At 71.5% G+C, this 26206-nt stretch carries 23 protein-coding genes and 1 other RNA gene; 14 read left to right on the top strand and 10 right to left on the bottom strand.

The genetic code is table 11. The features are described from left to right. Nucleotides 1-8: 8 nt before the first annotated feature. Both A3862_RS04025 and A3862_RS04020 read right to left on the bottom strand, forming a co-directional pair. Nucleotides 9-767 carry a tRNA1(Val) (adenine(37)-N6)-methyltransferase gene (locus A3862_RS04025; RefSeq protein WP_111473221.1) on the bottom strand — a complete coding sequence of 253 codons (759 nt, stop codon included), beginning with the start codon at nt 765-767 and terminating at the stop codon, nt 9-11. Next, a complete protein-coding gene (locus tag A3862_RS04020) occupies nt 764-988 on the bottom strand; it encodes a putative signal transducing protein (protein ID WP_026604550.1) in 225 nt (74 codons plus the stop codon). The genes A3862_RS04025 and A3862_RS04020 overlap by 4 nt, the downstream gene beginning before the upstream one ends. A 168-nt stretch (nt 989-1156) precedes the next feature. Between A3862_RS04020 and A3862_RS04015 the strand changes: the two genes are divergently transcribed. Beyond that, nucleotides 1157-2176 carry a polyprenyl synthetase family protein gene (locus A3862_RS04015; RefSeq protein ID WP_043347174.1) on the top strand — a complete coding sequence of 340 codons (1020 nt, stop codon included), beginning with the start codon at nt 1157-1159 and terminating at the stop codon, nt 2174-2176. 180 nt (nt 2177-2356) lie between these two features. Here A3862_RS04015 and A3862_RS04010 read toward each other — a convergent pair whose 3' ends face one another. Further along, nucleotides 2357-2785 carry a MarR family winged helix-turn-helix transcriptional regulator gene (locus A3862_RS04010; RefSeq protein WP_043382616.1) on the bottom strand — a complete coding sequence of 143 codons (429 nt, stop codon included), beginning with the start codon at nt 2783-2785 and terminating at the stop codon, nt 2357-2359. Between the two features lie 137 nt (nt 2786-2922). On the opposite strand from A3862_RS04010, the gene A3862_RS04005 reads away from it, so the two are divergent. Both A3862_RS04005 and A3862_RS04000 read left to right on the top strand, forming a co-directional pair. Further along, the gene (locus A3862_RS04005) at nt 2923-4740 is read left to right on the top strand and encodes a chloride channel protein (RefSeq protein ID WP_111473220.1); all 1818 of its coding nucleotides are present in this window, start codon (nt 2923-2925) and stop codon (nt 4738-4740) included. Continuing rightward, complete coding sequence (locus A3862_RS04000; RefSeq protein WP_043760292.1) at nt 4737-5219, top strand: hypothetical protein; 483 nt, start codon at nt 4737-4739, stop codon at nt 5217-5219. The genes A3862_RS04005 and A3862_RS04000 overlap by 4 nt, the downstream gene beginning before the upstream one ends. A 19-nt stretch (nt 5220-5238) precedes the next feature. On the opposite strand, the gene A3862_RS03995 is transcribed toward A3862_RS04000, so the two are convergent. Then, nucleotides 5239-6111, bottom strand: a complete 873-nt coding sequence (locus A3862_RS03995) for a 4-(cytidine 5'-diphospho)-2-C-methyl-D-erythritol kinase (RefSeq protein ID WP_043382624.1) — start codon at nt 6109-6111, stop codon at nt 5239-5241. 66 nt (nt 6112-6177) lie between these two features. Continuing rightward, complete coding sequence (locus A3862_RS03990; protein WP_111473219.1) at nt 6178-7428, bottom strand: molybdopterin molybdotransferase MoeA; 1251 nt, start codon at nt 7426-7428, stop codon at nt 6178-6180. 143 nt (nt 7429-7571) lie between these two features. Between A3862_RS03990 and A3862_RS03985 the strand changes: the two genes are divergently transcribed. Both A3862_RS03985 and A3862_RS03980 read left to right on the top strand, forming a co-directional pair. Further along, entirely contained in the window at nt 7572-8714 is a 1143-nt protein-coding gene (locus A3862_RS03985; protein WP_043760296.1) for an aminotransferase class V-fold PLP-dependent enzyme, read from the top strand. A gap of 206 nt (nt 8715-8920) precedes the next feature. Next, a complete protein-coding gene (locus tag A3862_RS03980) occupies nt 8921-10186 on the top strand; it encodes a membrane protein (RefSeq protein ID WP_043761720.1) in 1266 nt (421 codons plus the stop codon). Between the two features lie 18 nt (nt 10187-10204). On the opposite strand, the gene A3862_RS03975 is transcribed toward A3862_RS03980, so the two are convergent. Together A3862_RS03975 and A3862_RS03970 are read right to left on the bottom strand one after the other, a co-directional pair. After that, nucleotides 10205-11203 (bottom strand): lipid II:glycine glycyltransferase FemX, encoded by a 999-nt coding sequence (locus A3862_RS03975; protein ID WP_043352155.1) that lies wholly within the window; start codon nt 11201-11203, stop codon nt 10205-10207. Nucleotides 11204-11511: 308 nt separating this feature from the next. Beyond that, the gene (locus A3862_RS03970) at nt 11512-12777 is read right to left on the bottom strand and encodes a glycosyltransferase family 4 protein (protein ID WP_100794055.1); all 1266 of its coding nucleotides are present in this window, start codon (nt 12775-12777) and stop codon (nt 11512-11514) included. A 106-nt stretch (nt 12778-12883) separates the two neighbouring features. Between A3862_RS03970 and A3862_RS03965 the strand changes: the two genes are divergently transcribed. Beyond that, nucleotides 12884-14065: a DUF1972 domain-containing protein gene (locus A3862_RS03965; protein ID WP_043760299.1), complete on the top strand. Its 1182-nt coding sequence runs from the start codon at nt 12884-12886 to the stop codon at nt 14063-14065. Further along, nucleotides 14059-15300, top strand: coding sequence for a glycoside hydrolase family 5 protein (locus A3862_RS03960; protein WP_043382637.1), 1242 nt, complete (start codon nt 14059-14061; stop codon nt 15298-15300). The genes A3862_RS03965 and A3862_RS03960 overlap by 7 nt, the downstream gene beginning before the upstream one ends. A 34-nt stretch (nt 15301-15334) precedes the next feature. Here the strand turns inward: A3862_RS03960 and A3862_RS03955 are convergent, their stop codons facing one another. Together A3862_RS03955 and A3862_RS03950 are read right to left on the bottom strand one after the other, a co-directional pair. Continuing rightward, nucleotides 15335-16639, bottom strand: a complete 1305-nt coding sequence (locus tag A3862_RS03955) for a VpsF family polysaccharide biosynthesis protein (protein ID WP_043760301.1) — start codon at nt 16637-16639, stop codon at nt 15335-15337. Then, the gene (locus A3862_RS03950; RefSeq protein ID WP_043760303.1) at nt 16636-18741 is read right to left on the bottom strand and encodes a GumC family protein; all 2106 of its coding nucleotides are present in this window, start codon (nt 18739-18741) and stop codon (nt 16636-16638) included. Before A3862_RS03950 ends, A3862_RS03955 begins: the two co-directional genes overlap by 4 nt. 517 nt (nt 18742-19258) lie before the next feature. On the opposite strand from A3862_RS03950, the gene A3862_RS03945 reads away from it, so the two are divergent. The 7 genes from A3862_RS03945 to A3862_RS03915 all read left to right on the top strand — a co-directional run bounded on the left by A3862_RS03945 (nt 19259) and on the right by A3862_RS03915 (nt 24089). Beyond that, the gene (locus A3862_RS03945) at nt 19259-19438 is read left to right on the top strand and encodes a hypothetical protein (protein WP_236961737.1); all 180 of its coding nucleotides are present in this window, start codon (nt 19259-19261) and stop codon (nt 19436-19438) included. Between the two features lie 69 nt (nt 19439-19507). After that, nucleotides 19508-19664, top strand: a non-coding RNA gene (gene ssrS, locus A3862_RS03940) — 6S RNA. Then, the gene (locus A3862_RS03935) at nt 19654-20271 is read left to right on the top strand and encodes a 5-formyltetrahydrofolate cyclo-ligase (protein WP_043760307.1); all 618 of its coding nucleotides are present in this window, start codon (nt 19654-19656) and stop codon (nt 20269-20271) included. Before ssrS ends, A3862_RS03935 begins: the two co-directional genes overlap by 11 nt. A gap of 3 nt (nt 20272-20274) precedes the next feature. Further along, nucleotides 20275-21093, top strand: a complete 819-nt coding sequence (locus A3862_RS03930; RefSeq protein ID WP_043382652.1) for a TIGR00282 family metallophosphoesterase — start codon at nt 20275-20277, stop codon at nt 21091-21093. A gap of 206 nt (nt 21094-21299) precedes the next feature. After that, a complete protein-coding gene (locus A3862_RS03925) occupies nt 21300-22280 on the top strand; it encodes a MotA/TolQ/ExbB proton channel family protein (protein ID WP_043382654.1) in 981 nt (326 codons plus the stop codon). Then, complete coding sequence (locus tag A3862_RS03920) at nt 22280-23293, top strand: peptidoglycan -binding protein (RefSeq protein ID WP_043352140.1); 1014 nt, start codon at nt 22280-22282, stop codon at nt 23291-23293. Before A3862_RS03925 ends, A3862_RS03920 begins: the two co-directional genes overlap by 1 nt. A 280-nt stretch (nt 23294-23573) precedes the next feature. Next, entirely contained in the window at nt 23574-24089 is a 516-nt protein-coding gene (locus A3862_RS03915) for a methyl-accepting chemotaxis protein (RefSeq protein ID WP_205782317.1), read from the top strand. Nucleotides 24090-24129: 40 nt separating this feature from the next. Here A3862_RS03915 and A3862_RS03910 read toward each other — a convergent pair whose 3' ends face one another. Continuing rightward, nucleotides 24130-25974 (bottom strand): ABC transporter transmembrane domain-containing protein, encoded by a 1845-nt coding sequence (locus A3862_RS03910; RefSeq protein ID WP_043382659.1) that lies wholly within the window; start codon nt 25972-25974, stop codon nt 24130-24132. Nucleotides 25975-26206 lie beyond the last annotated feature (232 nt).

Raw genomic sequence — 26206 nt, 5'->3', positions numbered from 1 at the left:
CTGACGGCTCAGAGCGATGGCCAGGGCGCGCCGCGATGGAGCGCCTCGGCCTCGGCCGTGAAGGTGCCGTCGGAACCGTGCAGCACGAGGGGCGGGCGCAGGCTCGCGGCGGCGCGGCTGCCGCGGACCGCGGCGATCAGCACACGGATCGCGGGCGCGTCGCCGCGGGGATGGACCGGGCGGATCGCCAGCCCGCCGTAGCGGCCCTTCAGGGCGTCGAGGCAGGCGGGAAGGGCGTCCGCCCGGTGGATCAGGCCGAGGCGGCCGCCGGGCCGCAGGATCGCCGTGCAGGTCCGGATCCAGGTCTCGAGATCCCCGCCCGCGAAGGTGTGGGCGGCGGCGCGGCCCGGATGCGGCGAGGCGCGGTGGCTGCCGGGTGCGAAGAACGGCGGGTTGGTGAGCACGACGTCGAAACTGTCCGGCGCCAGGCCGGCGGCGCGGCGTTCCGCCGCGGGTGCCAGGACGTCGGCTACCAGAACCTGCGCGTCGATGCCGTTGAGGGCCGCGTTGGCGCGGGCCTGCCCGGCGAGCACCGGGTCGCGCTCGACCAGCGTCGGCCGGAGGCCCGGCGCCAGGGCCGCGCAGGCGAGACCGACGGCACCGGTCCCGGCGCCGACATCGCAGACCCGCTCCCCGGCCTGCGGCGCGAGCAGCCGGGCGAGCAGCACCGCGTCGGTCCCGGCGCGATGCGCCCCCCGCGGCGGCTGGTGCAGGCGCAGGAGGCCGCCGAGGAAAGAATCGGCGCCGGTGTCGGCCTCTTCTGTCACGGCTGGCGCAGCTCGTGGGCGATGCCGGCATCCGTGAGCAGGCGGCGGGCCTGGGCCTCGTGGTCGCGCGGGACGAGAAGGCGCTGGCCGAAGACCCCGATCGATCCCTCCATCAGGCTCATGTGGCTGTCGGCGACGAGGACCGGGATCTCGGCCGCCTCGAGGACCGATCGGGCGAACCCGATCAGCACGACATCGTTGGCCCGGATCAGCTCGATCATCGCGTGTTCGCTCCGAAGCGGGCTCGGATCGGCGGTTTCGTCGCGTGAGCCCCGCGCTGGCGGCACCCCATATCCGGACGGCGACGATGTTGCGGCGCCGCGGGGCGCGTGCGAAGGGATCGCCCGCCCCCTGAGGGGCGACCGGTCTGGAGGTCACGGATCTTGGGTATGGCCCTCTCCATCGAGAATCCGAAGCCCGAGGCGGAGGCGGGGCTCAACGACCTTGTCGCGCTGGTGGCCGACGGCATGGCGCGGGTCAACACCACGATCCTGTCGCGGACGGGATCGGACGTGGCGATGATCCCCGAGGTCGCCAACCACCTGATCGCCTCCGGCGGCAAGCGCCTGCGCCCGATCCTGACGCTCGCCTGCGCCCAGCTCTGCGGCTACGCGGGCGCGACCGACGGCGACGTGAAGCTCGCCGCCAGCGTCGAGTTCATGCACACCGCGACGCTCCTCCACGACGACGTGGTCGACGAGAGCGACATGCGCCGCGGCCGCGTCGCCGCCCGGATCAAGTGGGGCAACGAGGCCTCCGTGCTGGTCGGCGACTTCCTGCTCGGCCAGGCCTTCCGGATGATGGTGGAGGTCGGCTCCCTGCGGGCGCTCGACATCCTCTCGGCCGCCGCCACGGTGATCGCCGAGGGCGAGGTGATGCAGCTCACCAACGCCAAGAACCTGGAGACCGACGAGGCCGCCTACCTTGCGGTGATCCGCGGCAAGACCGCCGAGCTGTTCGCCGCCGCCTGCGAGGTCGGCCCGGTGCTCGCCGGACGGCCCGAGGCCGAGCAGGCGGCCGCCCGGTCCTACGGGATGAATCTCGGCATCGCCTTCCAGCTGATCGACGACGTGCTCGATTACGGCGGCACCTCGGCGGAGCTCGGCAAGAACGTCGGCGACGATTTCCGCGAGGGCAAGATCACCCTGCCGATCGTGCTCGCCTACCGCCGCGCCAGCGAGGGCGAGCGCGGCTTCTGGCGCCGCACCCTGCAGCAGGGCGAGATCGGCGCCGACGATCTGGAAACGGCCCTCGACCTCCTGCAGCGCCACGGCGCCCTGGAGGAGACCGTCGCCCGCGCCCACCATTACGGCGCAGAGGCCCGGGCCGCCCTCGACATCTTCCCCGACGGGCCCGTCAAGGCGGCGCTCCTCGGGGCCGTCGAGTTCTGCGTGGCGCGGGCGCGCTGAGGCGGGGCCTCACGGCTCCCGCATCGACAGCCAGACCGCCCCACCATCGGATCGGCAGCGCGTCGCCCCGGGCTGATCGGACCGCGGCCCGCCGCGAAGGTATCCCTCGCGCTCCGTCCCCGCAGGCGGGTCGGTGATGCCGGTCCCTACGATTGAACGACCCATCGGCCGCCGGTCGCGTCAGCGCGTCGCGGGTCCGAGGGCGTCGGTGAGGGCGGGGGCGAGGTTGCGCAGCTCGTCCAGATGCGCGGCCGTCAAGCTTTGCAGGAGGACCTCGGCACGGGGCGTGAGCGACAACGCGCTCCGCCGCCGGTCCTCCACGGCGCGTGTCTTGGTCAGCAGACCGGCCTCCACCATGCGGGACACCAGTTCGGCCGCGCTGTGCGGGGCGATCAGCAGCTGCTCGGCCAGAAGGCCGACCGTGGCGGGCGCGCGTCCGACATGGCCTGCCAGGGTCAGCAGGGCCTGATGCTGCTGCGGCGGCAGCCCCGCCCGGGCCGCCGCGGCCTCGCTGAACGCCAGGAAGCGGCGGAGCCGGAACCGGAAATCCGCGAGCGCCGCATATTGCTCCCGCGACAGCGCCTCCGTCCCGGACGCGTCGGTGTCCATGATCGCCTCCGTGATGGGGCCTGTGATCCGCCGACGATGCCCCGGATCGACAGGCTTGTGCAGCCTCGCCACGACCGTGCCGTTGTGGATTATATCGGATCACGACATAAATGCGGTCGTGAGGAAAGGAGGCCTGGATGATCGGCGGGACGGAAGGGGAGCGCGGGGGTGCGAGGCCGTTGCGCCGTGCGCTGCGGGATTTCAGTGCTGATCGGCGGGTCCTGACGCTGGCCGGCATGGCTGTCGTCACCGGCACGGCCGCGAGCGTCACCGCCTGGATCCTGCTCACGCTCATCGGCCTTGTGACCAATCTCGCGTGGTATGGCCGCTTCGATACCGCTCTGACCTCCCTGGCCGGCGCGACGCCGGGGCCCTGGATGGTGGCGATCCCGGTGATCGGGGCGCTGATCGTCGGCGCCATGGCGCGCTACGGCTCGGAGAAGATCCGCGGCCACGGGATCCCGGAGGCGATGGAGGCGATCCTGATCGGCGGGAGCCGGATGTCGCCCAAGGTGGCCGTGCTCAAGCCGCTCTCCTCGGCGGTGGCGATCGGCACCGGCGGCCCGTTCGGCGCCGAGGGGCCGATCATCGTGACCGGCGGCGCGGTCGGCTCGCTCTTCGCGCAGTTCTTCCACCTCAGCGCCGCCGAGCGGAAGACCCTGCTGGTGGCGGGCGCGGCTGCGGGCATGACCGCCATCTTCGGGACGCCCGTGGCGGCCGTGCTGCTCGCCGTCGAAGTCCTGCTGTTCGAGTGGCGGCCGCGGAGCCTCGTCCCGGTGACCGTCGGGGCGGTCACGGCGGCCTGCTGGCGGCCGGCCCTGTTCGGCGCCGGCCCGCTGTTTCCCTTCGCCGACAATCCGGCCCTGCCCTGGTGGGGGCTTCCCGCCTGCGCGCTGCTCGGCGTCGCCTGCGGCCTGATCTCCGGCGCGCTGACCCGGGCGCTCTACGCGCTGGAGGACGGGTTCGGGCGGCTTCCCATCCACTGGATGTGGTGGCCCGCCCTCGGCGCCGTCGTGGTCGGCCTGGGCGGCCTCGCGGAGCCCCGGGCGCTCGGCGTCGGCTACGACGTGATCCACGACCTGCTCTCCGGCCACATGCTGGCGAGCGCCGTGGTGCTGATCCTGGGGGTGAAGGCGGTGATCTGGCTCGCCGCCCTGTCGTCGGGCACGTCCGGAGGCGTGCTCGCGCCGCTGCTGATCCTTGGAGGCGCCGTCGGCTGGCTGATCGGCCTGCTCCTGCCCGGCGCCCACGGCTTCTGGGCGCTGCTCGGCATGGCGGCGATGCTCGGCGGCACGCTGCCGGCGCCCCTCACCGGCGTCGTCTTCGCCGTCGAGGTGACCGGCGACGTCGCCGCCCTGGCGCCCCTGCTCGCCGCCACCATGGCGGCCTACGCGGTGACCGTGCTCCTCCTCAAGCGCTCGATCCTGACCGAGAAGATCGCCCGGCGCGGGCAGCACGTCACCCGGGAATACGGGATCGATCCCTACGATCTGGCCCGGGTCGAGGCGGTGATGACCCGCACCGTCGAGACCCTGGACGCGGACCTGCCCCTGGCCGAGGCTCTCGCCGCCATCGAGACCGGCCTCCACCACGCCTACCCGGTGGTCGACGGCGCGGGTCGGCCGGTGGGCCTCGTCTCGCGCAAAGACGCCCTGCGCTGGACCCTCGAAGTGCGCGAGGGTGAGACGGAGGCGGGCACCCTCGGCGAGCGCGTCTCCGACGCCGATCTGGCCGTCGTCCATCCGGGCGACGTGGTCTCGCACGCCCTCGACGTGATGCTGTCGGCCGGGCAGGGCCGCCTGCCGGTCACCGATCCGCAGACCGGCAGCCTCGTCGGGCTCCTGACCCGCAAGGATCTGCTTCAGGTGCGCGCCACCGTGGTGCGGGCCGAAGCCGAGCGCCGCGCGTTCTACCGGAAGGGGCGGGGTGAGCGGCGCGCACGGATGGAGGCATGACCATGGAGCCGCGCCTTCCCGGCCGGACCACCCGCCTCGACCAGCTCGGGCCGGGCAGCTGCTACCTGATCGCCGGCCCGGACGGGCCTGATCTCGCCCTCGTCGTCCTGCGTGACGGACGGCGGGAGGCCCTGCTGCTGAACCGGCGTCACGAGGCCGACGGCCACCTGCGGATCGTCTCTGAGATCGCCCCCGACGCCGACGTGTTGGCGCTGCAGGGCGCTTTCCTGGCGCCCAGCGGTGCCCTCGCGGACATCGCCGTCGGCCACGCCGCCCTCGCTCCGGCTGCGCTCCATCTCGGTGACGGCCGCGCGTATCTGTGCGGCTGCGACAGGGACGGCCGGCTGGCCGCCTTCGATGTCGGGAGCGGCCGCGTCAGCGCGATGGATCCCGGCGACCTGCCGCGGGCAAGCCGCTGGCGCGTGATGGTGCCGGAGGGGAACGGGGTCGTGACGGTCTACGCGGCGGAGCCGGCCTGAACGCCTGCCGCGGGTTGGCTCAGCGCAGGAAGGTCGGTGCGACCCACCATGCAGGGTGGGCGGTGCGCAGGGCTGCGGCGGCCCGCACGGCCGCGCGACGGTCGGCGAACAGCGCGAACACGGTCGCACCCGAGCCCGACATCCGCGCGAGGCGGCAGCCCTGGCCGCGGAGGGCCTTGAGCGCGTCGCCGATCACCGGCGCCACGGTCAGAGCCGGCGCCTCCAGATCGTTGCGGGCCCCGGCCAGGGCTTCCAGCAGCGCGCCGGTCGCCATGTCTTGCGGGATCGTCGGATGCGGCGCGCCCGGGAGATCCTGGCCGGCGGCGAGGCCCAGCGCCTTGAAGACCGGTGCGGTGGGCACCGGAACGCCGGGATTGATCAGCACCGCGGGCAGCGGCGCGAGCCCGAGGGCCGGGCCGATCTCCTCGCCGGCCCCGCGCATCATCCGGGCCCGCGGGACGAGGCAGACCGGCACGTCGGCGCCGGTCTCGCGCGCCACCGCGCCGACGGCCTCGTGGTCGAGGGACAGCCCGTTGAGGCGCGCCAGCAGCCGCAGGGCCGCGGCGGCGTCGGAGGAGCCGCCGCCGATCCCCGCCGCGACCGGCAGGCGCTTCACCAGATGGAAAGCGCCCACGCGCAGCCCCGGCACCCGCGCGGCGAGCCCCCGGGCGGCCCGGAGGACGAGGTTGTCGTCCGTGGGACCGGCCGGGCCGGCGGTGGGCCCGCTGACGGTCAGGCCCAGCGGGGCAGCGGGATCCAGCGTCAGGCGGTCGGCAGTCCCCGCGAAGGCGACGAGGCTCTCAAGCACGTGGTAGCCGTCGCCGACGCGGCGGCCGAGGACGTGGAGCGTCAGGTTGACCTTGGCGGGGGCGCGATCGGCGAGAAGGGGCACGGGGTCTCGGTCGGGTCGTGGCGGTTTGTCCCGAGGCTCTACAGCCTCGCGGACCAGAACAACAGCTCAGCGGGTGTCTCCGCCGAACGCCCCGTGCGGCCGATAGGGCAGGGCGTCGCCCACGCGGATCGCGGTCAGATCCTCGGCGAGTTCGACCAGCCCGTCGCTTCCCGCAAGGCCCGACAGAGCTCCGCCGGGCGCCGGCACGGCCTCAGGCAGACCGTCCGGGCCGGCGCGCAGGCAGACGCGCAGATATTCGCGCCGCCCGGGACGCTTCTCGCGGGCGAAGCCGCTGCGGACCGCCATCTCGGGCGCCGTGTCGTGTGCCCCGGAGAGATGCAGGACCAGGGGACGCAGCACCGCAAGGGCGGTCACGTAGGCAGCGGCCGGATTGCCCGGCAGGCCGATGAAGGGCGTGCCGGCCACGGTTCCAAGTGCCACCGGGCGACCGGGCTTGATCGCCAGCCGCCAGAAGGTCAGCGCGCCCGAAGCCTCGACCGCGGCGCGGACGTGATCCTCCTCGCCGACGGAGACGCCCCCCGATGTCAGGATCAGGTCGTGGGACGCGGCGGCGCCCGCGATGCGCGCCCGCAGAGGCCCCGGCTCGTCGCGCAGGATGCCGAGATCGACCGGGTTGGTGCCGAGCCGTTTCAGGAGCGCGGCGAGCATCGGCCGGTTGGCGTCGAAAATGCCGGCCGGCGACAGCGGCTGGCCGGGCGGCGTCAGCTCGTCACCGGTGGAGAACAACGCGACCGTCAGGGGCTTCCGCAGGGGCAGCGCGGGCATGCCGCAGGCGGCGGCGAGCGCGATGTGCTGCGGCCCGAGGCGGGTCCCGGCGCGGATCACGATGCTGCCGCGGGCGACGTCCTCGCCGGCCCGCCGCTGGTTGGAGCCCGGCAGCAGGCCCTCGGGCAGGACAACGGTACCGCCCTCGATCCGCACGTCCTCCTGCATGGCGACGGTGTCGGTCCCCGGAGGCATCGGCGCCCCGGTGAAGATCCGAACCACCGCGCCCGGATCCGGATCGGCGGCCGGATGGCCGGCCGGCACGCGTCCGCCGATGGGCAGGCGCGTTTCGCCCTCGACCGCGAGATCGCCGGCCCGCAGGGCGTAGCCGTCCACCGCGGCGTTGTCGAAGGGGGGCAGATCGAGCGGCGCGATCAGGTCCTCCGCGAGGACCCGGCCATCCGCACCCGCGAGCGGAACCGTCTCGATTCCGGACAGGACCGGAAGCCGCGCCCGGATCAGCGCCACCGCGTCGGCGACCCGCATCGGCGCGGGTGCGGCGTCGAAGCAGTCGGGGCTCAGGCGGCCCATGGCGCTGCGGGCTCAGACGGGGGCGGGCGGGTCGGCACAGGCGGCCTCGCGGGCTGGGACGAGTCGCCTTGCGGCATCGGCGCCGCGCGATCAAGCCCGGGCCTTGGTCCCGACAGGTCAGATCCTCTAGGCTCCCGCGCATCATGGCGTTTCCCGAATCCGTCTCTGTCGCGCTTCCCTGCCAGCGCCACCTGTTCGAGATGCCTGCCGCCATCTGCTACCTCGACGCGGCGGCGTGGTCGCCGCTTCCGCGGGCCGTGCGCGAGGCGGGCGAAGCGGGAATTCTGGTCAAGAGCCGACCCTGGGACCATCCCCGCGCGGTGGTCCCGGCTTGGGCCGAGCGGGCGCGCGCAGCGGCCGCCCGGCTGATCGGGGCCGGCGCGGACGATATCGCGATCGTCGGCGCGGTCAGCCACGCCATGGCGGTGGCCGCGCACAACCTGACTTTGAGACCGGGCGGGCGCCTGCTGCGCGTGGCCGACGAGTTTCCGTCCCTGCGTTTCGCCTTCGACCGCCTGGCCGAGCGACAGGGCCTGGTGGTTGAGGAGGTCCCGCGCCCTTCGGACGGGGACTGGACCGAAGCCGTCGCGGCCGCGATCACGCGGCCGGGTGCCGCGCCGCTCGCCCTCGCCACCCTGACCCCGCTGCACTGGACCGACGGCAGCCTGATCGACCTCGACCGTCTCGCGCCCCTGGTCCATGCGGCGGGCGCGGCCCTGGTGATCGACGCGACGCAGGCCGTGGGCGCCGTTCCGGTGAGCGTCGCCCGGTGGCGCCCCGATTTCCTGGCCTTCCCCACCTACAAATGGACCCTCGGTCCCTATGGCCTCGCCTTCCTGTACGCGGCGCCGCACCGGCAGGACGGGGCGGCCATCGAGGAGAATGTCGGGAACCGGCCGCCGGCCGTCGGCGCACGCCGCTACGACCGGGGCGAACTCTACGATCCGGTGGCGTTGTCCATGGCCGTAGCCGGGTTGGAGCTGATCGCCGAATGGCGCGTGCCGGCCATCGCCGCCCGCCTGCGCGGGCTGACAGACCACTTGGCGGACGGGGTCGCCGCGTTCGGCCTGACGCCGATGCCGGCGGCCTTGCGGGCACCACACATCCTGGGATTGCGGCCGCCTGCGGGGATGCCGACCGATCTCGTCGGGCGCCTGCACCAGGACAAGGTCTTCGTCAGCGAGCGCTCCGGCGCCCTGCGCATCAGCCCGCATGTCTGGGCGAACGACGACGATCTCACGCGCTGCATTGCCGCACTGCGCGCCGCGTGCCAGGGCGTCATCTGAGACCGATCGGGCGCGGATCCTTCGACGCAGGCATAGAGCCGGAGGAATGCGGATGCTGCGCCACCGGCCGGCTCTCGATGACGGTGCCGGAACACCGTCGGCTTGCCCACACGGAGACTGTCCACACCCACATGCCCGATTCGATGCCGCGTCCCGGTGATTGGCTCCGGATCCCGGGTCCCGGCCGTCGCCGCCTGCCCGGACCGATGCGCGCCGTCCTCTCCGGGCGGTTCGCCGTGATCCTGTCAGGCGAACTGATCCAGAGCCTGTTCCACTTCCTCCTGAACATCCTGCTGGTGCGCGAACTCGGCGCGCACGATTACGGCTTGTTCGCCATCGTCTTCGCGGTCGGTGCGGTCGGCATCACCTATATCCGGGCCCTGGTCGCGGTCCCGGCGACGATCCACGTCGCCCGGAGCCTGGGGCGGCCGGCGGCGCTCGGCTACGACGTGATGTTCGGCTCGGGGGCGGTGCTCGTCTCGGGCGTCATGGCGACCGGCGTCGGCTTGGTGCTGATCCCGGTGATCGGCCTCGGCGCGCTCGCGGCGGGAGCCTTCGTGGGCCTCTACGCCTTCCGCAGCTATCTGCGGATCGTGCTTCTCGCCCGCGGCCGTCCCCGGATCGCCGGCCTGAGCGATCTGGTCTACGCGGTCTGCGGCGGTCTCCTGGTCGCCCGCTGGCTGAACGGCGAGGGCACGGCGCTCCTGGATCGGGCCTTCGCGGCGATCGCACTCGCCCACGCGATCGCGATCGCCGTGGCGTACGGGGCACTCCGCGAGCGGATCCGCTTCTCCCTCCACGCGCGGGCACGGGCGCGCTACCGGGCGATCTGGCGGACCCTCGCTTGGTCTCTGGCCGGCGTCACCAGCCTGACCGTGCAGGGGCAGGGGCTGACCCTGCTGCTGGCGCTCCTGGCCGGGCCTGCCGCCTACGCGCCGATCGCCGCCACGATCGTGCTCTATGCGCCGCTGCGCATCCCGGCGAGCGCGCTGCTGAACATGATCCTGCCGGAGATCAGCCGGCTGCTCGCGGCCGGGCAGGTCGACGCCGCACGCCGGCTCGTCATCCGCAACGGGATCCTGCTCGGCAGCGCCTGTCTCGCCTATGGAGCGCTGATGGCGGCCGCCCTGCCGCTGATCGAGGACATCCTGTTCAAGGGGCGGTTCGCCGACCAGCCGATGGGCTGGATCGGGCTCGGCGTCTGGGCGGTGGTGACCGTGTCGCTGCTCTACGCGATCCCGCGGGCCTATCTGGAGGCCTCCGCGGCGTTCCGGACCATCACGGCGGGTGCGGTCGCGAGCGCCGCCCTCGGCATGGCCGTGATGGTGCCGGTGCTGCTGCTGCTGATGCCTCCCGCCACGGCGCTCGTCGGCCTGCTGTCCTCCGAGGTGGCCACGCTGGTCTGGTCGGTCTCGGCCTTTCGGACGCTGGCCCGGCATCCGAGGCCGGCGCGGCCCGTCGGCGTCCTGTGAAGGGCGCGGCGGCGGCGCTCAGCGGAGGGAGAGCAGGACGGGCGCCAGTTTCCGCAGCGCGGGCGTCTTGCTGTAGATCCAGAGCGGGTTGTGCTGGACGACGTGGGTGCACAGGCCGCGCTTGAAGTCGAAGACGGGACGGTTCACCGCCGGATCGATGCCGCCGAAATCGAAGACGCGGCAGCCTTCCGCCTTCGCTCGTTCCACGAAGCGCCAGACGGCGAGGGTGGCGGCGCCCGTCGCCCGGGCCCGCGCGTTCGAGGCCGTGTAGAAATCCGTGCAGCGCGTGTCCGACAGATGCGCGATGCGCACGAGGATGCGCTCTCCCTTCTCGCGGACGTCGAGGAAGAGCAGGTGCTCGTCCTCAGCCGCGATGTCCCGGTAGGCCTTCGGCTGCAGCGTCGTGGCGAAACCCTTGCGCTCCCGCAGGGCCGCGAACATCGCGGTGAAATCGTCGAAGGCCGACAGGCGCTCGGCTCGGTCTGTCAGGAAATGCGTCGTGACCTCGGTGTTGCGCTCCGCCTTGCGCAGGGCCTTGCGCCAGCGCTGCTCCATACCGGCCTGGATGGCGTCGAGATCCTGCGTCAGGTCGAGTTCGAGAGTGTGATCGTGCGCGCCGATCACCGGGGTGAAGCCGTGCATCAGGAGAGCCAGCGTCGCATCCCGGGTCTCGAACTGCTCGTAGTCGATGGCGAGGATGTCGAGCCGACCGAGGGCGAGGTGATCGATGAACGCCGCGAACACCGCCTCCGCGCGGTGTGTCCCGGCCTGGGTCAGCAAGGGGCCGCCCTGGACGTGGATGAACCGCGCCGGCCCCTTGCGACGGGTCTGCCACTGGATGAAGGCGAGATCCGCACCGTCGCCGGTCACCACCGCGCGCCGCACCGCCAATCCGCGCCGCACCTTGTAGGCGCCCCAGGGACTGCCGCAATAGATGTTGGCGCCCGGGCAAGCCCAGATCCGTCTGTCCCAGTCCAGGGCATCCGCAGTCTCCTGAACTGCGAGCTTGGCTGCCATGTCGCTCCTCGTCCTGCCCAGGCAGGGTTGTCCGCGCTGCACGCTCATCGATCAGGCGCGGTCGCATTGCATCCTTGCGCCGCCGATCGTCCACAGGGTGACTGCCGCACTGCGCGCCGAATCCCCGGCGTGTCCAGCGGGCCTTCGAGGCCTCGGGGCGGATCCGCGAAGCGGTGGACGACCGTCAGTTGCCGTACGGTTCGCCCCGCGCGGCTGCGGCGCTCGGCCCCGATCGCTGAGGGCGAGCCCGGTCCCACGACCGGCTCCGTCGCCGGATTGGAACCGAGGCGAATGCGAGGACGCCGGCTCTAAGCTGCCGGGCGGGCCGGAACGTCCGCGGCGCGCGCGGCATCCGTCGCCCGCGGGCGGCGCAGCGTCGTCCGGACGATCGCCTCGATACCCTCGGCCGCCGAGGCTTCGGAGAACAGGCTCTCGTAGCGTGCCCGCGCCGCACGGCCGAAATCGCGCCAGCGCGCCGGGTCAGCGACCAGATCCGCCAGCACGGCGGCGATCGGCTCCGGGCCGCCCGACGGAACGATCCAACCGGTCTTCCCGGCCTCCACCACCTCCGGAAGGCCGCCGATGGCGGTGACGAGCGGCGGAACGCCGTAGGACATCGCCTCGATCGCCACGCGGCCGAGGGATTCCGGTCGCTGCGACGGCATCGTGACCACGTCGGCCCAGCGGTAGAGCGCCGCGGGATCGGCGACGAACGGCGCGAGGGTGACCTGATCGGCGAGACCCGCCTCGGCGATCCGCTTCACCAGGGCCTGCTCGCGGGCGTCATCCTCGAAGGCGCTGCCGACGATGCGCACCTGGATCCGCTGGCGCACGGGTTCGGGCAGCGAGGCGAGGGCCTCCACGAGGACGTCCTGTCCCTTGATCCGGCTGATCCGGCCGAGCATCAGCACCCGAAGCGGCCGAGACCCGTCATACGCAGGCCGGTTCGGCTCCGCCGGACCGGCGATGCCGTTATAGACGACGCGGGCTGTGGTCCCGTGGGGCAGGGCGTAGGTTCGCTCGGTGGCCCGCGAGTTGAACACCACGTTGGCGCCGCTCCAGCGGATCAGACCACGCAGGACCTTCAGCACAACGCCTTCGGGGATCTCGTGGACGTGCACGATGCTCCGGCCGGGCGCGAGCCGGGCGGCCAACAGATAGTCGGCCACCACGGTGGTGTTGATGTAGACGAGGTCGCTCGCGCGGATGCGACGCAACGCACGGATTATGGCGATGGGCAGCGTCAACAGACCCAGAGTTGCGAGGCGCGCCAGATTCTTGCGCCGCAGGATCCAGAGCGGTGCGATGACGATGTCGTTGGCGAACGGCTCCAGCCCGGCGACGATCGGCCCGCGCCGCGGGAGCACCACGTCGATCCGCGCGGTGGGATGGGCGGCCCGGATGGTCCGGACGGTCTCGATGAAGCAGCGATCCGAGCCGTACAACTCGAAGCCCTGATGGACGCAGGTGATCCGCAGACGCGACGCGGCGTCGCCCTCCGCGCGCATGGCGGCTGCGAGGGCGCGATCGTCGTCGCTGACGCGACACGACTTGAATCCTGGGCTATCAACCATAAGTCTATTTCTGAATTTTTACAGCAACTAGCGGTTGTAATCGCAGGGCGCCGTGACTGTATCCTCGGGCTTTACAATAGGGGCCCTTAATTGGGAAGGAAGGTCCATGGCTGACCGCGCACCGAAACTACTTATTCTTGGCACGCGCGGAATTCCGGCTGCGCATGGCGGCTTCGAGACTTTTGCCGAACGTCTGGCGCTGTTCTTGGCCGGCCGCGGATGGCAGGTCGGGGTGTACTGTCAGCGCGACGTCGAGACGGTGCGGGAGCGCATTTCGACTCGCCTCTGGAACGGCGTCGAACTGATCACCGTGGAGACCGGCCTGAGCGGCCCTGCCGCGACTCTCGCCTTCGACGCCATCTGCACGCACGATGCGGCGACACGCGGCGGCGTGTGCCTGGTGCTCGGGTACAACGGTGCGGTGTTCCTGCCCTACCTGCGGGCGCGCGGCGGACGGATCGTGACGAACATGGACGGCATCGAGTGGCGCCGTCCGAAATGGTCGCTGCCCGTCCGCGCCTTCTTCTATGTCAGCGAGTGGATCGCCGCGTGGTCCTCGCAGCGGTTGGTGGCCGACCATCCCGGGATCGCCGACCATCTCGCCCGACGCCGGCCGCGCGCGGCCATCACGACCATTCCGTATGGCGGCGACCCTCCGGCCGAAACCGGACCGCCGCCCCTCGGGCTCGAGCCCGATCGCTACCTCGTTTCGATCGCTCGCATCGAGCCGGACAACAACATCCTGACGCTCGTCGAGGCGTTCTCACGCCGCGCCCGGGGCATGCGGCTGGTCGTCCTCGGCACGCTGAATGTCGGCAACCCGTACCATCGCGCCGTGGAGGATGCCGCCTCGCCCGAGGTGCTGTTCCCCGGCGCCATCTATGAGCCCGAGCAGGTTCAGGCCCTTCGGGTTCATGCGCGGGCCTATCTCCACGGTCACACCGTGGGCGGCACCAACCCGTCGCTGGTCGAGGCGCTGTGGGCAGGCAACGCCGTGATCGCCCACGACAATCCGTTCAACCGGGGCACGGCCGGCGACGATCAGTTCTACTTCTCGGATCGGGACAGCTGCGCCGCAGCGATCGCGCATGTCCTCGCCGACGAGGCCGCGGTCGCGGCGGCCCGCAAGGCCGCACGGCGGCGCGCCGAGCGGTTCCGCTGGGACGACGTGCTGGCCTCCTATGAGGACACGCTGCGCCGGGTCGGCGGCTATCCGCCGGCGCCGGACGTCTCGGCCACCGAACCCGGCGCCGTTCTCGTCGGCGCCGCAGCCGGTCCGGAATGGTAGGCCCAAGCCGGCGCTCCCTGCTCGTCGGTGCCCTCGCAGCGGCGGGGGCGCGACCCGCCCGAGCGACGCCTGCGCCGATCGCGTTGCGTCGGGGCATCGCCCTGTGGCCGTGGTTCTCGCTGACCACCGAATATCCGCCTCCGCGGACCGACTATGCCTGGCCGCCCTTCCAAGCCGGCCGGCCGATACCCACGCCCCGCGACCTGGGGCAGCTCGCCGATCTCGGCTTCGACTTCGTGCGACTGCCCCTCGATCCCGGACCCTTCGTGGCCTTCACTGGCACCCGGCGCACCGAACTGTTCGATGCGCTCTCCGCCGCCATCGATGCGATCCTGGCGGCCGGGCTGCGCGTCGTGGTCAATGTCCAGGCCAATGCCGCGACTCACCATTACACGCCCGACGCGTTCTACGGTTCGGACCGGGCGCTGCTGTTCTCCGCCTATCGCGACCTCGTCGGCGCCCTCGCGCGCCTGTGTGCTCGGAAGGATGCCGGCCAAGTGGCCCTGGAACCGGTGAACGAGCCGCCGCAGGCCTGCGGCGCGCTCGCCTGGAATCGGGTCCAGAACAGGCTCCTCGAGGCGGCCCGGGCGGCGGCACCGGCGCTGACCCTGGTGGCGACGGGATCCTGCGGCAGTCTCGTCGCCGGCCTGACCGCGCTCGATCCGGGCACCCTCGCGCGGTTTTCGCCGCTGCTCTACACGTTCCACTTCTACGAGCCGTACCTGTTCTCCCATCAGGGGGCGACGTGGCTTACAGAGGAGCCGTTCTATCGCTGGCTCACGGCGGTTCCCTGGCCCGGGTCGCGCGGCACACTGCGGGAGACGCTGGCGGTGGTCGAGGCGCGCATGGACGCGGACCGCACGGTGACGCAGGCCGAGAAGGCGCGCGATCGGGCGGTGATTGAAGCGAAGCTGCGCGACTATTTCGAGGCCGCGCCCGGCCCCGCCTACATCGCCGACGCGATGGCGCCGGTGTCGACTTGGGCGGACCTCTACGGCATCGCCCCGGGACACGTTCTGATGGGCGAGTTCGGGGCCCTGCGCACCGATGCCCGGTTCACGGCGTCCCGGGCTCCGGACCGGGCCGCCTATATCCGCGACGTCCGGATGGCGGCCGAGACGAATGGGTTCGCCTGGTCGTTCTGGAATCTCTTCGACGGCCTCGGCTTCATGGACGACGCGCACGTCGCCGATCCCGCCCTCGTCGCAGCGCTCGGGCTCCGGAGCCGGTCCTGAAACGCCCGCCGATCCGGCCGATCTTCGCTCCCAATCAGACGCGCCCCCGGGCGGGGAGGGGCGGGAACAGCACGATGAGCATCAGGGCGAACTTGGCGAGCAGGGTGGTCTTGCCGGCCAAGCCCTCGAAGGTGTTCACCAGGATCACGAAGGCCAGGATCGGCAGCCAGACCCCGCGCCGACAGTCCCGCGCGATCTCCGCCAGGTAGAGCCCCACCGCGATCACCAGCACCGCCGTCACCAGGATGCCGTGATAGAGCACGGCCGAGATGATCGAATTCTCGATGCCCCATTCCAGCCCGTAGATCCGGCGCAGGGTGTTCACCTGCAGGAAGTCGGGGCCGAGCAGAAGCTGCCGGAACGGGATCGCGTCGAAGACCGAGAGCATGTCGACCCGGGCCTTGGCGCTGCCGCCGTCCGAGACGAACCGGTCCAGGAGGGTGTCGAAGAAGCCGGCAGCGGCCAGGATAGCGACCAGAACCGGCAGCAGGGTGAGGGCGAAGCAGGCACCGGCCGCCGCCGCCAGCGGAACGCGGCCGGTGCGCAGGGTGCGGTTCAGGGCCACGAGGCCCACGCCGCTCCCGAGAACCAGTGTCGTGACGGTGGCCGAGCGACCGCCGAACGTGACGAGGGCGACCAGCTGGAGGCCGATCATCGCGGCGCGGGCCATCGGCGCCAGCCGGCCACCACCCTTGGCGAGCGCCAGGATGTAGCAGGCCGTCAAGGTCGCGTTGGCCAGCGGATGCCCCTGCAACGCCGCCGAGCGGGTGTCGGATTCGAACGCGACGCCGTCGAACCGATAGGGAAAGAATCGCTGGCCGCTCGCCAGTTCGAACAGGCCGAGCAGGGCGTTGGCGAGCATGACCCCGTGGAAGACGGTCTCCAGCCGGCCGAGCGTGGCGGCGTCGCGGTCCATCAGCAGGATCGGGATGAGGCCGGCGAGCACGAAGGTATCGATCGAGCCGGCGAGGCCCGCGCCGCCCCGGGCCGCGATCAGCGCGAGGAGCGCCACGCCGCAGGCGGCCAGGAGCACGCTGGCCGGCCGTCGGTTCAGCGCGCCTGCCACCGGGATCACGGGATTGCCCGCCCGCACCAGCGTCCAGCCGATCAGGATCACCGCCAGATAGGTGGACGGGTGGATCTTGGAGGCGGCCGAGCCGGTGATCCCCTCGTAGTTGAGCCCCAGCACCCACAGAAGGCCGCCGGAGACCCCGACGAGGAGGAGGGCCCAGAGCGACAGCGCCGCCGCTTCCACCCGCAGGAGGACCCGCAGAACCGGACCCGGGCGCGCCACCGCGGCGCGGCGGCGCGCGACGGCGGTCTGCCGGAGGGTCCTCACGCGGTGCGCCGGGTGAGGAGCAGGGAGCCGGAGACCGGTCGGCCGAGGGCCTCCGACGTGTCGACGAGGTCGATCAGATCGCGCTGGCGCGTCGCACCGTTGCAGGCGACCAGCAGCAGCCGGTCCGCGGCGGCCGCCAGAGGGCCGAGCCGCAGATTCTCGGTCAGCACGCCGCCATCCACGATCACGAGGTCGAAGCGTCCTTTCACGCCTGCAATGAAGCGCTCGATGTTGGCGGGTGTCAGGGCGTCGCGCAGGGGCTTCACCGTATCGCCGAGTCCGATCCGGCGGGCACCGGAGGCCGGGTCGGTCTGCGTCACGGCGTTGAGGCTCTGCTCGCCGCGCAGCACGTCGAGCAGGCCGCCGGTGCCGGAGCCGTCGGATCGCAGATCGGCATCGATCCGCAAAACCCGGTCGCCGCGCCCGACCGCCACGGCGGCGAGCAGCGCGATCACGGCCCGGCGCTCCGCATCGTCGGATTCGCCCGAGGTCACGAGCAGCGCCAGGGAGCGGCCGCGGCTGCTTGAGGTCGCGGCGAGGTGGTCGAGCGTCATGCTCGCCGCGCTCGCGCTCGCGCCGCCCGGCCGCAGGCCGGGCAGCACCGCGACGACCGGGGCGTTCGACAGGCGCTCCAACTGCCGGGACGAGAGCACGGTCGGCGCGAGGTATTCCCGCGTCAGCGCGAGACCGGCGCCGAGGCCGAGGCCGCCGGCGAGGGCGGCGGCGACCAGGATCAGGCGCGGTGGCCAGCTCGGATCCTGCGGCGGCCGCGCCGCGGTGATGATCCGCGCGTTCGAGCTGTCGATGCTGGTCTGCTCCTTGATCTCCCGGGCGCGGACCAGGAAGGCGTTGTAGACCGAGCGCGCCGCGTCGACCTCCCGCTCCAGCTCGCGCTGCTGCACCGACGACTGGGCGTTGACCGCCGATTGCCGCTGCAGGCGCTCCAGCTCCGCCGCGAGGGTCCGTTCGTTGGCCTGGGCCCGCTGGGACTCGGTCTCGGCGGCGCCCGCGATCCGGTTCAGCTCGGCGTCGATCAGCCGGCGGACGTCCTGCATCTGCGTGCGCACGGCGGCGATGAACGGGTGGCGCTCGCCGAGATTGGTGCGGAGGTCCGCCTCCTTGGCCGCGAGTTCCGCGTACTGGCCGCGGAGCCGGTCGATCACTGAGGACTGGACGGCTTCCGGCATCGCTCCGGACCCGATTGCCTGCCCGCGCGCGTCGCGGATCCCCTGAAGGCGCGCCTTGGCCTCGGCGGTCCGAGCCCGTGCCGCGACAAGCCGTGCATTCAGGTCGGTGAGTTGCTGCTCGTTCACCAGCCGGCCGCTGGAGGCGATGAGGCCGTTGCGCGCCTTGTAATCCTCCAGTTTCTTGTCGGCGGTGTTGACGGCGTTCCGCAGCTCGTCGAGGCGCCCGCGCAGATCGCCCGCGGCGCGCTTGGCGGCGTCCGAGCGGGCCTCGGTCTGGTCCGTCAGGTAGGCGCCCGCGATGGCATTGACGATCCGCGCCGAGAGATCGGGGTCGGTCGTGGTGACGACCAGGTCGATCACGAACACCTTGTCGGCGCGCTTGACCGCGAGCCGGCGTCGCAGCTGGTCGAGGGCGCGGCCGCGCGCATCGACGCGGCGTTCCGGCCTCGGCCCGGTCAGCATCTCGCGAAGGGACGCCAACGCACGGGTGACGCCGCTCTCCTGCGGAACGCCGAAGCCCGGCACCCGCTCGAGGCCGGCCTGATCGACCGCCCGCCCCAGGACGGCGTCCGACTCGATCACCTTCACCTGGCTCTCGACCTGCGCGATGCCACCATCCGGCGACAATGCGGCGGGATTGACGTCGTTGGTGACGACCTGACGGTCCCGGGGATCGATCAGGATCTGTCCCGTGGCCGTGTAGAGCGACGGCGTGATCAGGGCATAGGCCAGCACGGTGAGTCCGAGCAGCAGCGCCGTTCCGAAGACCAGCCACTTGCGCCGCCACAGGATCCGCCACAGGTCGCCCAGCTCGGCCGTCGTGTCCGGACGGTTCGGGCCCGGACGTTCGGGATGAGCCGGCTGCACGGGGGCGAGCCACGTCGCGACAGCGATGTTATGGTCGATCTGTGCCACGATCGGTCACCGTCGTCTCAATCCGGGTCGGTCCCTCGCGGGCGCCTTCTCTACTGCAAGAGTCGCGCAGTCTGCGGACAATGTATCGGGACCCCGATCAGCGCCTCAATCGCGCGGATGACTGGGGGCATGGTAAACAATCGGCACGCGGCGCGGTCCCGGATGACTGCGTCGTTCCGATTGTTGCTACAGCATGTCGGTGGCGCGCGGCTCGCACACGTCGCCGCATCGCGGAGGTCTGTCGGCAGGCCGACCTAGCCGGCTCGCCAGCCTCGCAAAGACGGCGGCCCCCGTGATGCGGCTTTCACCGATATGGAGCGCCATCGGCGTGGATAACCGCTGCGGCATACTCTATTATCCCATCGGATAAATTGTATTGATCACGTGGCGACGTAGCATTGTCTAACTTCGCGGCCTGCGATCCAATTTTGGGTGCGCTCTTATGCAGACAGCCAGCTTCGAGGACCGGGCCGGTGGGCGGCGCGATGTCAGTGCCCATCTGCGTCGGATCGCGGACGTGACCGGGGTGCCGGTCGCGGCCTTCTTCGGGACTCCGGCATCGCGCCCGCTGGCCGATCTCATCGAGCTGATCCGCCTGTGGCAGTCGGTCGCCGACGAGGAGGGCCGCATCGAGATTCTCGCGGTGGCCCGGGCCCGAGCGGCCGGCGCGAAAGACGGCGGAGCGGCGCCGGCCTGAAGCGACGACCTGCGGTTTTTGGTACGTACGGCCCTGGCGGGATCGGGTCAGGACCGCTACATGATGACAGCGGGGCTGCAGAGTTCGTCAGGAGCACTATCCCCGGGGCCTTATCGACTCCCTCGGGAGCTGTCCCTGGCCTCGTCCCTGGACTTGGCCAACACGGCGCCCACCTACGCTGTAGGTTTCCCGGGATCGATCCTCCAACGGCTCACGTGGCTCCGCACCCGACCCCTCCCCAGGCCAGCGCCGAAGCTCCGGACGTCGCCCGAAAGGCGGAACTCCGCCGCGCGGCGCTCGCAGCCCGCGACGCCCTCGATCCCGCGGCCCGGCAGGCCGCCTCGGCGGCGATCGGACGCGCGCTGCTCGCGCTGCCCGAGCTTGCCCAGGCCCGTCTGGTGGGGGCCTTCTGGCCGATCCGCAGCGAAGTCGATCCCCGCCCCGCCGTCGAGGGCCTGCGCGCCCGTGCCCAGGCCGTGGCCCTGCCGCACGTCACGCCGGATGGCCTGGTGTTCCGCGAATGGCGCGTCGGCGACGACCTGATCGCCGGCCGATTCGGTCTCAGCGAGCCCGATCCGTCGCTTCCGCCGGTGGAGCCCGACGCGCTGATCGTCCCGCTCGCCGCCTTCGACCGGACCGGTCAGCGTATCGGATACGGCCGCGGCTACTACGACGGCGCGATCGCGCGCCTCTCCCGGACCCGTCCGGTCCTGACTGTCGGCATCGGCTTCGCCGCCCAGGAGGTGGAGCGGGTGCCGGCCGAGCCGCACGACCGCCCCCTCCAGTTCGTGATCACCGAGTCCGGCGTGATCCGCTGCGACAGGACCGCCTGACCCATGCGCCTGCTCTTTCTCGGCGACGTCGTCGGGCGCTCGGGCCGCACCGTCGTGTGCGAGCGCCTGCCGCGCCTGCGTGAGCGGTGGCGCCTCGACTGCGTGGTGGTGAACGGCGAGAACGCGGCCGGCGGCTTCGGCATCTCCGAGGCCATCTGCGACGAACTGATCCAGGCCGGTGCCGATGCGGTGACGCTGGGCAATCACAGTTTCGACCAGCGCGAGGCGATGGTCTTCATCGCCCGCCAGCCACGCCTGGTGCGGCCGGCGAACTATCCCCCGGGTACGCCGGGCCGCGGTGCGACCGTCGTGGAGACGCAGGGAGGCGCTCGCGTCCTCGTCGTCAATGTGATGGGCCGCGTCTTCCTCGACCCGATGGACGATCCGTTCACGGCCGTGGAGCGGGAACTCACCGCCTGCCCCCTCGGCGCGGCGGCCGACGCCGTGATCGTCGACGTCCACGCCGAGGCGACGAGCGAGAAGCAGGCCTTCGGTCATTACCTCGACGGGCGGGCGAGCCTCGTCGTCGGGACGCACACGCACACGCCCACCGCGGACCACCGGATCCTGCCGGGTGGCACGGCCTACATGTCGGATGCCGGCATGTGCGGCGATTACGATTCGGTGATCGGCATGCAGAAGGACGAGCCGATCCGGCGCATGATCCAGAAGACGCCGGGCTCCCGATGGGAGGTGGCGGTCGGTGAGGGCACCCTGAGCGGCATCGCGGTGGAGACGGATGCGCGCGGCCTCGCCACGCGGGTCGCAGCCCTCCGCCTCGGGCCGAATCTGGAGGAGAGCTGGCCGCAATTCTGGGATTAGCGTCCCGTCCGGTGCCGCGGATGCCGGTTCGGCTAAGGACGAAGCGGCGGTCTTAAGCCTTTTGTGCGTCGCCGATCCCGAAGGGGGTGGGCATAGCTTCCCGCTGACCTTCGCGAGACTTGATCGCGTGCGGGCCTACCCCCACAGTGCCCACGATCGGCGCCGGCATCCGGCTGCCGCGTAATGAGATCAGGTTAGAGCGACGGATGGCCGCCCGAGAAACCGGCGACGTTAACAAGGGGCCGCTGGCACAACCCGGGATCTATCTCGGGCGCATGGTCATCTTCTTGATCCTGGTGGGCTTCCTGGCCTTCATCCTGTTCAGGCAGATCACCCCGGCCTTCCTGGCCAATCCCGGACTCAACGGTCTCATCCTCGGGGTGTTGCTGATCGCGGTCCTGATCGCCTTTGGTCAGGTTGTGCGGCTGTTCCGCGAGACCGCCTACGTCAACGCCGTCGCCAACGGCGGGCCGGTGAAACGGCCGCCGGCCCTGCTGGCGCCGATGGCGCCGATGATCGCCGCGCGGGCTGGAGGCGCCACCCTGCCGGGCACCACCGGCTATCTGGATACGATCGCGGTGCGCCTCGACGAGGGCCGCGACATCCTGCGCTACATTGCCGGCATCCTGATCCTGCTCGGCCTGCTCGGGACCTTCTGGGGTCTCATCGATACGCTGTCGGCGGTGGGCGGCGTCATCAAGGGTATGCGCGGTGGCGGCGATGCCGGCGTGATGTTCGACGAACTGAAATCCGGTCTTGCGGTGCCGCTCTCAGGCATCGGCCTGGCCTTCTCGGCCTCGCTGTTCGGCTTGGCCTCGTCTCTGATCACCGGCTTCCTGGAACTGCAGGCGGGGCAGGCCCATGCCCGGTTCCACAACGAATTGCAGGACTGGCTGATGTCCGGCGCGACCGCGCCCGAGGCCGTGGCGACCGTCGCGGCGGTGCGGCCTGCCGCGGGCACGCAGGAATTGAAGGACGCCGTCGACCGCCTGACGGCACTGGTGGCCGAGGGCGGCGGGAGCCGCGCGGCGACGCAGGCGATGACCAATCTCGCCGAGGGCATCCAAGGTCTCGTCCAGCACATGCGCGCGGAGCAGCAGATGATCCGCGACTGGGTGGAGGCGCAGGCCAGCCGCGAGCGCGAGCTGAAACAGGTGCTCGACCGGCTGGGCCGGGAGCGCGTCTAGTGGCCTCCACGGCGACGCGGACCCGGCGAACGCTCAATGTCTGGCCCGGCTACGTCGACGCGCTGGCGACGCTGCTCCTCTCGGTGGTCTTCCTGCTCACGGTGTTCGTGGTGGGGCAGTTCTTCCTGTCGCAGGAGCTGACCGGCCGGGACGAGACGCTGGCCAAGCTCAACCGCCAGATCTCCGACCTCACCGATCTGCTCGCTTTGGAGCGGACGAACCGCCGGAATCAGGAGGAGGAGGCGCGGAACCTCCGCACGACCCTCGCCGGCGTCGAGGCCGAGCGCGACCGGGCCAAGGTGCAGGCCGAGGCCGCGACCGTCAGCCAGGGCGCCGCGGGTACGCTCGACAAGCAGCTGGAGGCCGAACGCGGGGCGACGAAGCGGGCGCTGTCTCAGATCGACCTGCTGAACGAGCAGATCAGCGCCATGCGCCGGCAGCTCGCCGCCCTGGAGGACGCCCTCTCGGCCTCCGAGAGCCGCGACCGGGAATCCCAGGCGCGGATCGCCGAACTCGGCAGCCGGCTGAACGTCGCTCTCGCACAGAAAGTTCAGGAACTGGCCCGCTACCGGTCCGACTTCTTCGGCCGCCTGCGCCAGATCCTCGGTAACCGGCCCGACATCCGCGTGGTCGGCGACCGGTTCGTGCTGCAATCCGAGGTGCTGTTTCCGGGCGGCTCCGCGACCCTCAAGCCTGAGGCCGGGCCGGAACTCGACCGCATCGCCGGGGCCATCTCGGATCTCGCCAAGCAGATCCCGGCGGATCTGCCCTGGGTGCTGCGGGTGGATGGGCACACCGATGCGCGCCCGATCAGCACGTCGCAATTCCCGTCGAACTGGTCGCTCTCGGCGGCGCGCGCCATCGCGGTGGTCCAGTACCTCGCCGGCAAGGGGATCCCGCCGCAGCATCTCCTGGCGGGTGCCTTCGGCGAATTCCAGCCTCTCGAGGCCGGGGCGACCGAGGAGGCCTACGCCCGCAATCGCCGGATCGAGATGAAGCTCACCGAGCGGTAGGGCTGCGCGGCCCACCCGGTGGCCTCAGGCGCATCCGGCCTCAGGATCTGAGCCGGCTCCCCCGGCGAGGTCGGGATCGCCCAGTCTTCCCGGTCGAAGAGGGCTATAAAGACGCAAAATTTGTGTTCAATTCAATCTGTATGATTTTTAGATGCTATCATCGAGGCGTGTTTTGCCTCCTGTATTTGCGGTTCATTCGCGGCCGTCTTGACGGACCATCGATTTAACCTCTCGTTATCTTTGATGCTCCAGGGTGTCGGCGATCCGGGGAGTGTCATCGATGTCGAAGCTCAACCTGTTCCCGAACGCCGCTCGGCGCGACGTCAGCCATCTGCCCGGTCCGGCCACGGACGGGCACGCCGCTCGACGCCCTCCGGTGGGCCGCGATACGATGGAGTGTCTGGGTGAGCAGGAGCCGCATGACGAGGCCGGCGCGATCGCGGCGGCCGTGCGGGTCTTCGAGGACGGGCTGATGCAAATGCAGGCGAGCGCGAGGGTTGCCGGCGCGGCGGACGCGGGTGAGGCTGTGGCCGACCAGGCGACCGGCCTCCTCGCAAGCATCGCCGGTCAGACGAGCCTCATGGCACTCCGGGCCGCAATCGAGGCGGTCCGTGACGGCGGGGAGGGGAAGGGCTTCGCGGTCGCCGCCGCGGACGTCAAAGATCTGGCCGGTCAGATGGCACGGGCGACGGATACGATCGTCGCGCAGGTCGGCCTGATCCAGGCCGCGGCGGAGCGGGCGCAGGGCGGGGCTGCGCATCGTCATCGCCGCGTCGCGCAGGCCTCCGCCCAGTGAGCGGCGCCGGCCGTCGCGGCGATGTCCAGACCCGCTCCGGCTAGTCCGCGACCGGCAGGCGCTCGCCGCGGCTGCGGGGCTCCTTGCCCCGTGCCGTTTCGTCCAGCGCATCGGTGAATTGCAGGTTCGCGAGCTGGGCGTAGAGCGCACCCTGCGCCAGAAGGCTCTCATGGGTTCCGGTCTCGACGATTCGGCCGTCGTCGAGGACCAGGATGCGGTCCGCGGCGCGGATCGTCGCGAGACGGTGGGCGATCACCAGCGTGGTGCGGCCCTGCATCAGCGTGGCGAGGGCGGCCTGGACCGCGCGCTCGGACTCGGCATCCAGCGCCGATGTCGCCTCGTCGAGGAGGAGGATCGGCGCGTCCTTGAGGATTGCCCGCGCGATGGCGATGCGCTGCCTCTGACCGCCGGAGAGGGTCACGCCGCGCTCGCCGACCTGGGTGGCGTAGCCCTGCGGCAGCGCCGTGACGAAACCGTGCGCGTTGGCGAGTTCGGCCGCGCGCCGGACCTCCGCCTCGCCGGCCTCCGGTCGGCCGTAACGGATATTCTCGGTGACGGTCCCGGAGAACACCACCGGGTCCTGCGGGACCAGGGCGATGCGGGAACGCAGGCGCTCGGGGTCGACCCGGGCGATGTCCGTGCCATCCACCAGGATCCGGCCGCTCTGCGGATCGTAGAAGCGCAGCAGCAGCTGGAACACCGTCGATTTGCCGGCGCCGGACGGGCCCACGATGGCGATGCGCTCGCCGGGTGCGGCCGTGAAGCTCAACCCGCCCAGGGCGGCATGTTCCGGTCGGGTCGGATAGGCGAAGCGCACTTCCTCGAACGACACCGCACCCCGCGCAGGCTCGGGAAGCGCCATGACGGGCGACGGCGCGCGAATTGCGGGTTCGGCTGCGAGGATCTCGGTGAGCCGCTCGGCCGCCCCGGCCGACATGGCGAGGTCGCCGTAGACCTCGGAGAGCTGGCCGAGGGCGCCCGCGCCGAACACGGCGTAGAGCACGAATTGCGAGAGTTCGCCGCCCGTCATCGTGTGATTGAGGACGCCCTGGGCGCCGTACCACATCACTCCGACAACCGAGGCCGAGATCAGGAAGATCGCGACCCCCGTGAGCAGGGCCCGGGCGCGGATCGAGGCGCGGGCGGCCAGGTAGGCCTCCTCGGAGGCAGCGGCGAACCGGGCCGCCGTCGCGGCCGAGCGGCCGAAGGCCTGCATGGTGCGCACCGCCCCGACGGCCTCGGCCGCGTACGCGGAGGCATCGGCGAGGCGGTCCTGGGCCGCACGGGATCGCCGCCGCACGCCGCGGCCCGAGACGATCAGCGGGAAGACGATGATGGGGATTGCGGCCAGCACCATCACGGACAGGCGCGGGCTCGTCACGACCATCATGGCCGTGGCGCCCACGAACAGGAACAGGTTACGCAGCAGGATCGAGACCGAGACCCCGAAGGCCGACTTGATCTGCGTCGCGTCCGCGGTGAGCCGGGAGACGATCTCGCCGGATTGCGACCGGTCGAAGAAGGCGGGGTCGAGCAGGGTCAGCCGGGCGAAGACCGCGCTGCGAAGATCCGCGACCACCCGCTCGCCCAGGGACACCACCGTGTAGACGCGGGCCGCGCTCGACAGCGCGAAGGCCGCGACGACGCCGAGCAGAGCCAGGAAATAGGCGTCGATCACCCCCGAGCCGTCGGCGGTGAACCCGTGGTCGATGACCCGACGCATGGCGATCGGCACGACCAGCGTTGAGGCGGAGGCGCAGACGAGGGCGATCAGGCCCGCGGCGATCCGCACGCGGTAGCGCAGGGCGAAGGGGAGGAGCGGCCGGAGGGCGCTCAGCGGGGCTTTGGGTCGGCCATCCGCGGCCGCCTTGGTCTTACGGGCCATCACGCCTCACGTGTTTTCTTTGTCCCGGTCCGCGGCGCTTGTGACCGGGGAGCGGCTGCGGTATAGGCCGCCGCTCATCCGATTGCGTGTGTTCAATGGCCGCGGGCCGCCACCACGGTCGGCTTGGACGTGCCGTTGCCACGAACCCATGGTTCGGTGCAACCGGTGATATCTTCCGCATTCCGGGCCGGGCGGCGCCTCCTGCGCTTCCCGCCGGCGTGCCAGACAGGGA

Origin of the sequence: Methylobacterium sp. XJLW (assembly GCF_003254375.1) — a bacterium.
In the GTDB taxonomy this organism is placed as follows: Bacteria; Pseudomonadota; Alphaproteobacteria; order Rhizobiales; family Beijerinckiaceae; genus Methylobacterium; species Methylobacterium fujisawaense.
This window is presented reverse-complemented; position numbering and strand designations above follow the sequence as displayed.

Coding starts and splice junctions, on each gene's coding strand:
- A3862_RS03925 (WP_043382654.1), top strand. CDS start 21,300: ATGGCCGCCCGAGAAACCGGCGACGTTAACAAGGGGCCGCTGGCACAA.
- A3862_RS04005 (WP_111473220.1), top strand. CDS start 2,923: ATGATCGGCGGGACGGAAGGGGAGCGCGGGGGTGCGAGGCCGTTGCGC.
- A3862_RS03990 (WP_111473219.1), bottom strand. CDS start 7,428: ATGGGCCGCCTGAGCCCCGACTGCTTCGACGCCGCACCCGCGCCGATG.
- A3862_RS03980 (WP_043761720.1), top strand. CDS start 8,921: ATGCGCGCCGTCCTCTCCGGGCGGTTCGCCGTGATCCTGTCAGGCGAA.
- A3862_RS04020 (WP_026604550.1), bottom strand. CDS start 988: ATGATCGAGCTGATCCGGGCCAACGATGTCGTGCTGATCGGGTTCGCC.
- A3862_RS03910 (WP_043382659.1), bottom strand. CDS start 25,974: ATGGCCCGTAAGACCAAGGCGGCCGCGGATGGCCGACCCAAAGCCCCG.
- A3862_RS04010 (WP_043382616.1), bottom strand. CDS start 2,785: ATGGACACCGACGCGTCCGGGACGGAGGCGCTGTCGCGGGAGCAATAT.
- A3862_RS03965 (WP_043760299.1), top strand. CDS start 12,884: ATGGCTGACCGCGCACCGAAACTACTTATTCTTGGCACGCGCGGAATT.
- A3862_RS03960 (WP_043382637.1), top strand. CDS start 14,059: ATGGTAGGCCCAAGCCGGCGCTCCCTGCTCGTCGGTGCCCTCGCAGCG.
- A3862_RS03970 (WP_100794055.1), bottom strand. CDS start 12,777: ATGGTTGATAGCCCAGGATTCAAGTCGTGTCGCGTCAGCGACGACGAT.
- A3862_RS03915 (WP_205782317.1), top strand. CDS start 23,574: ATGTCGAAGCTCAACCTGTTCCCGAACGCCGCTCGGCGCGACGTCAGC.
- A3862_RS03930 (WP_043382652.1), top strand. CDS start 20,275: ATGCGCCTGCTCTTTCTCGGCGACGTCGTCGGGCGCTCGGGCCGCACC.
- A3862_RS03975 (WP_043352155.1), bottom strand. CDS start 11,203: ATGGCAGCCAAGCTCGCAGTTCAGGAGACTGCGGATGCCCTGGACTGG.
- A3862_RS04000 (WP_043760292.1), top strand. CDS start 4,737: ATGACCATGGAGCCGCGCCTTCCCGGCCGGACCACCCGCCTCGACCAG.
- A3862_RS04015 (WP_043347174.1), top strand. CDS start 1,157: ATGGCCCTCTCCATCGAGAATCCGAAGCCCGAGGCGGAGGCGGGGCTC.
- A3862_RS03985 (WP_043760296.1), top strand. CDS start 7,572: ATGGCGTTTCCCGAATCCGTCTCTGTCGCGCTTCCCTGCCAGCGCCAC.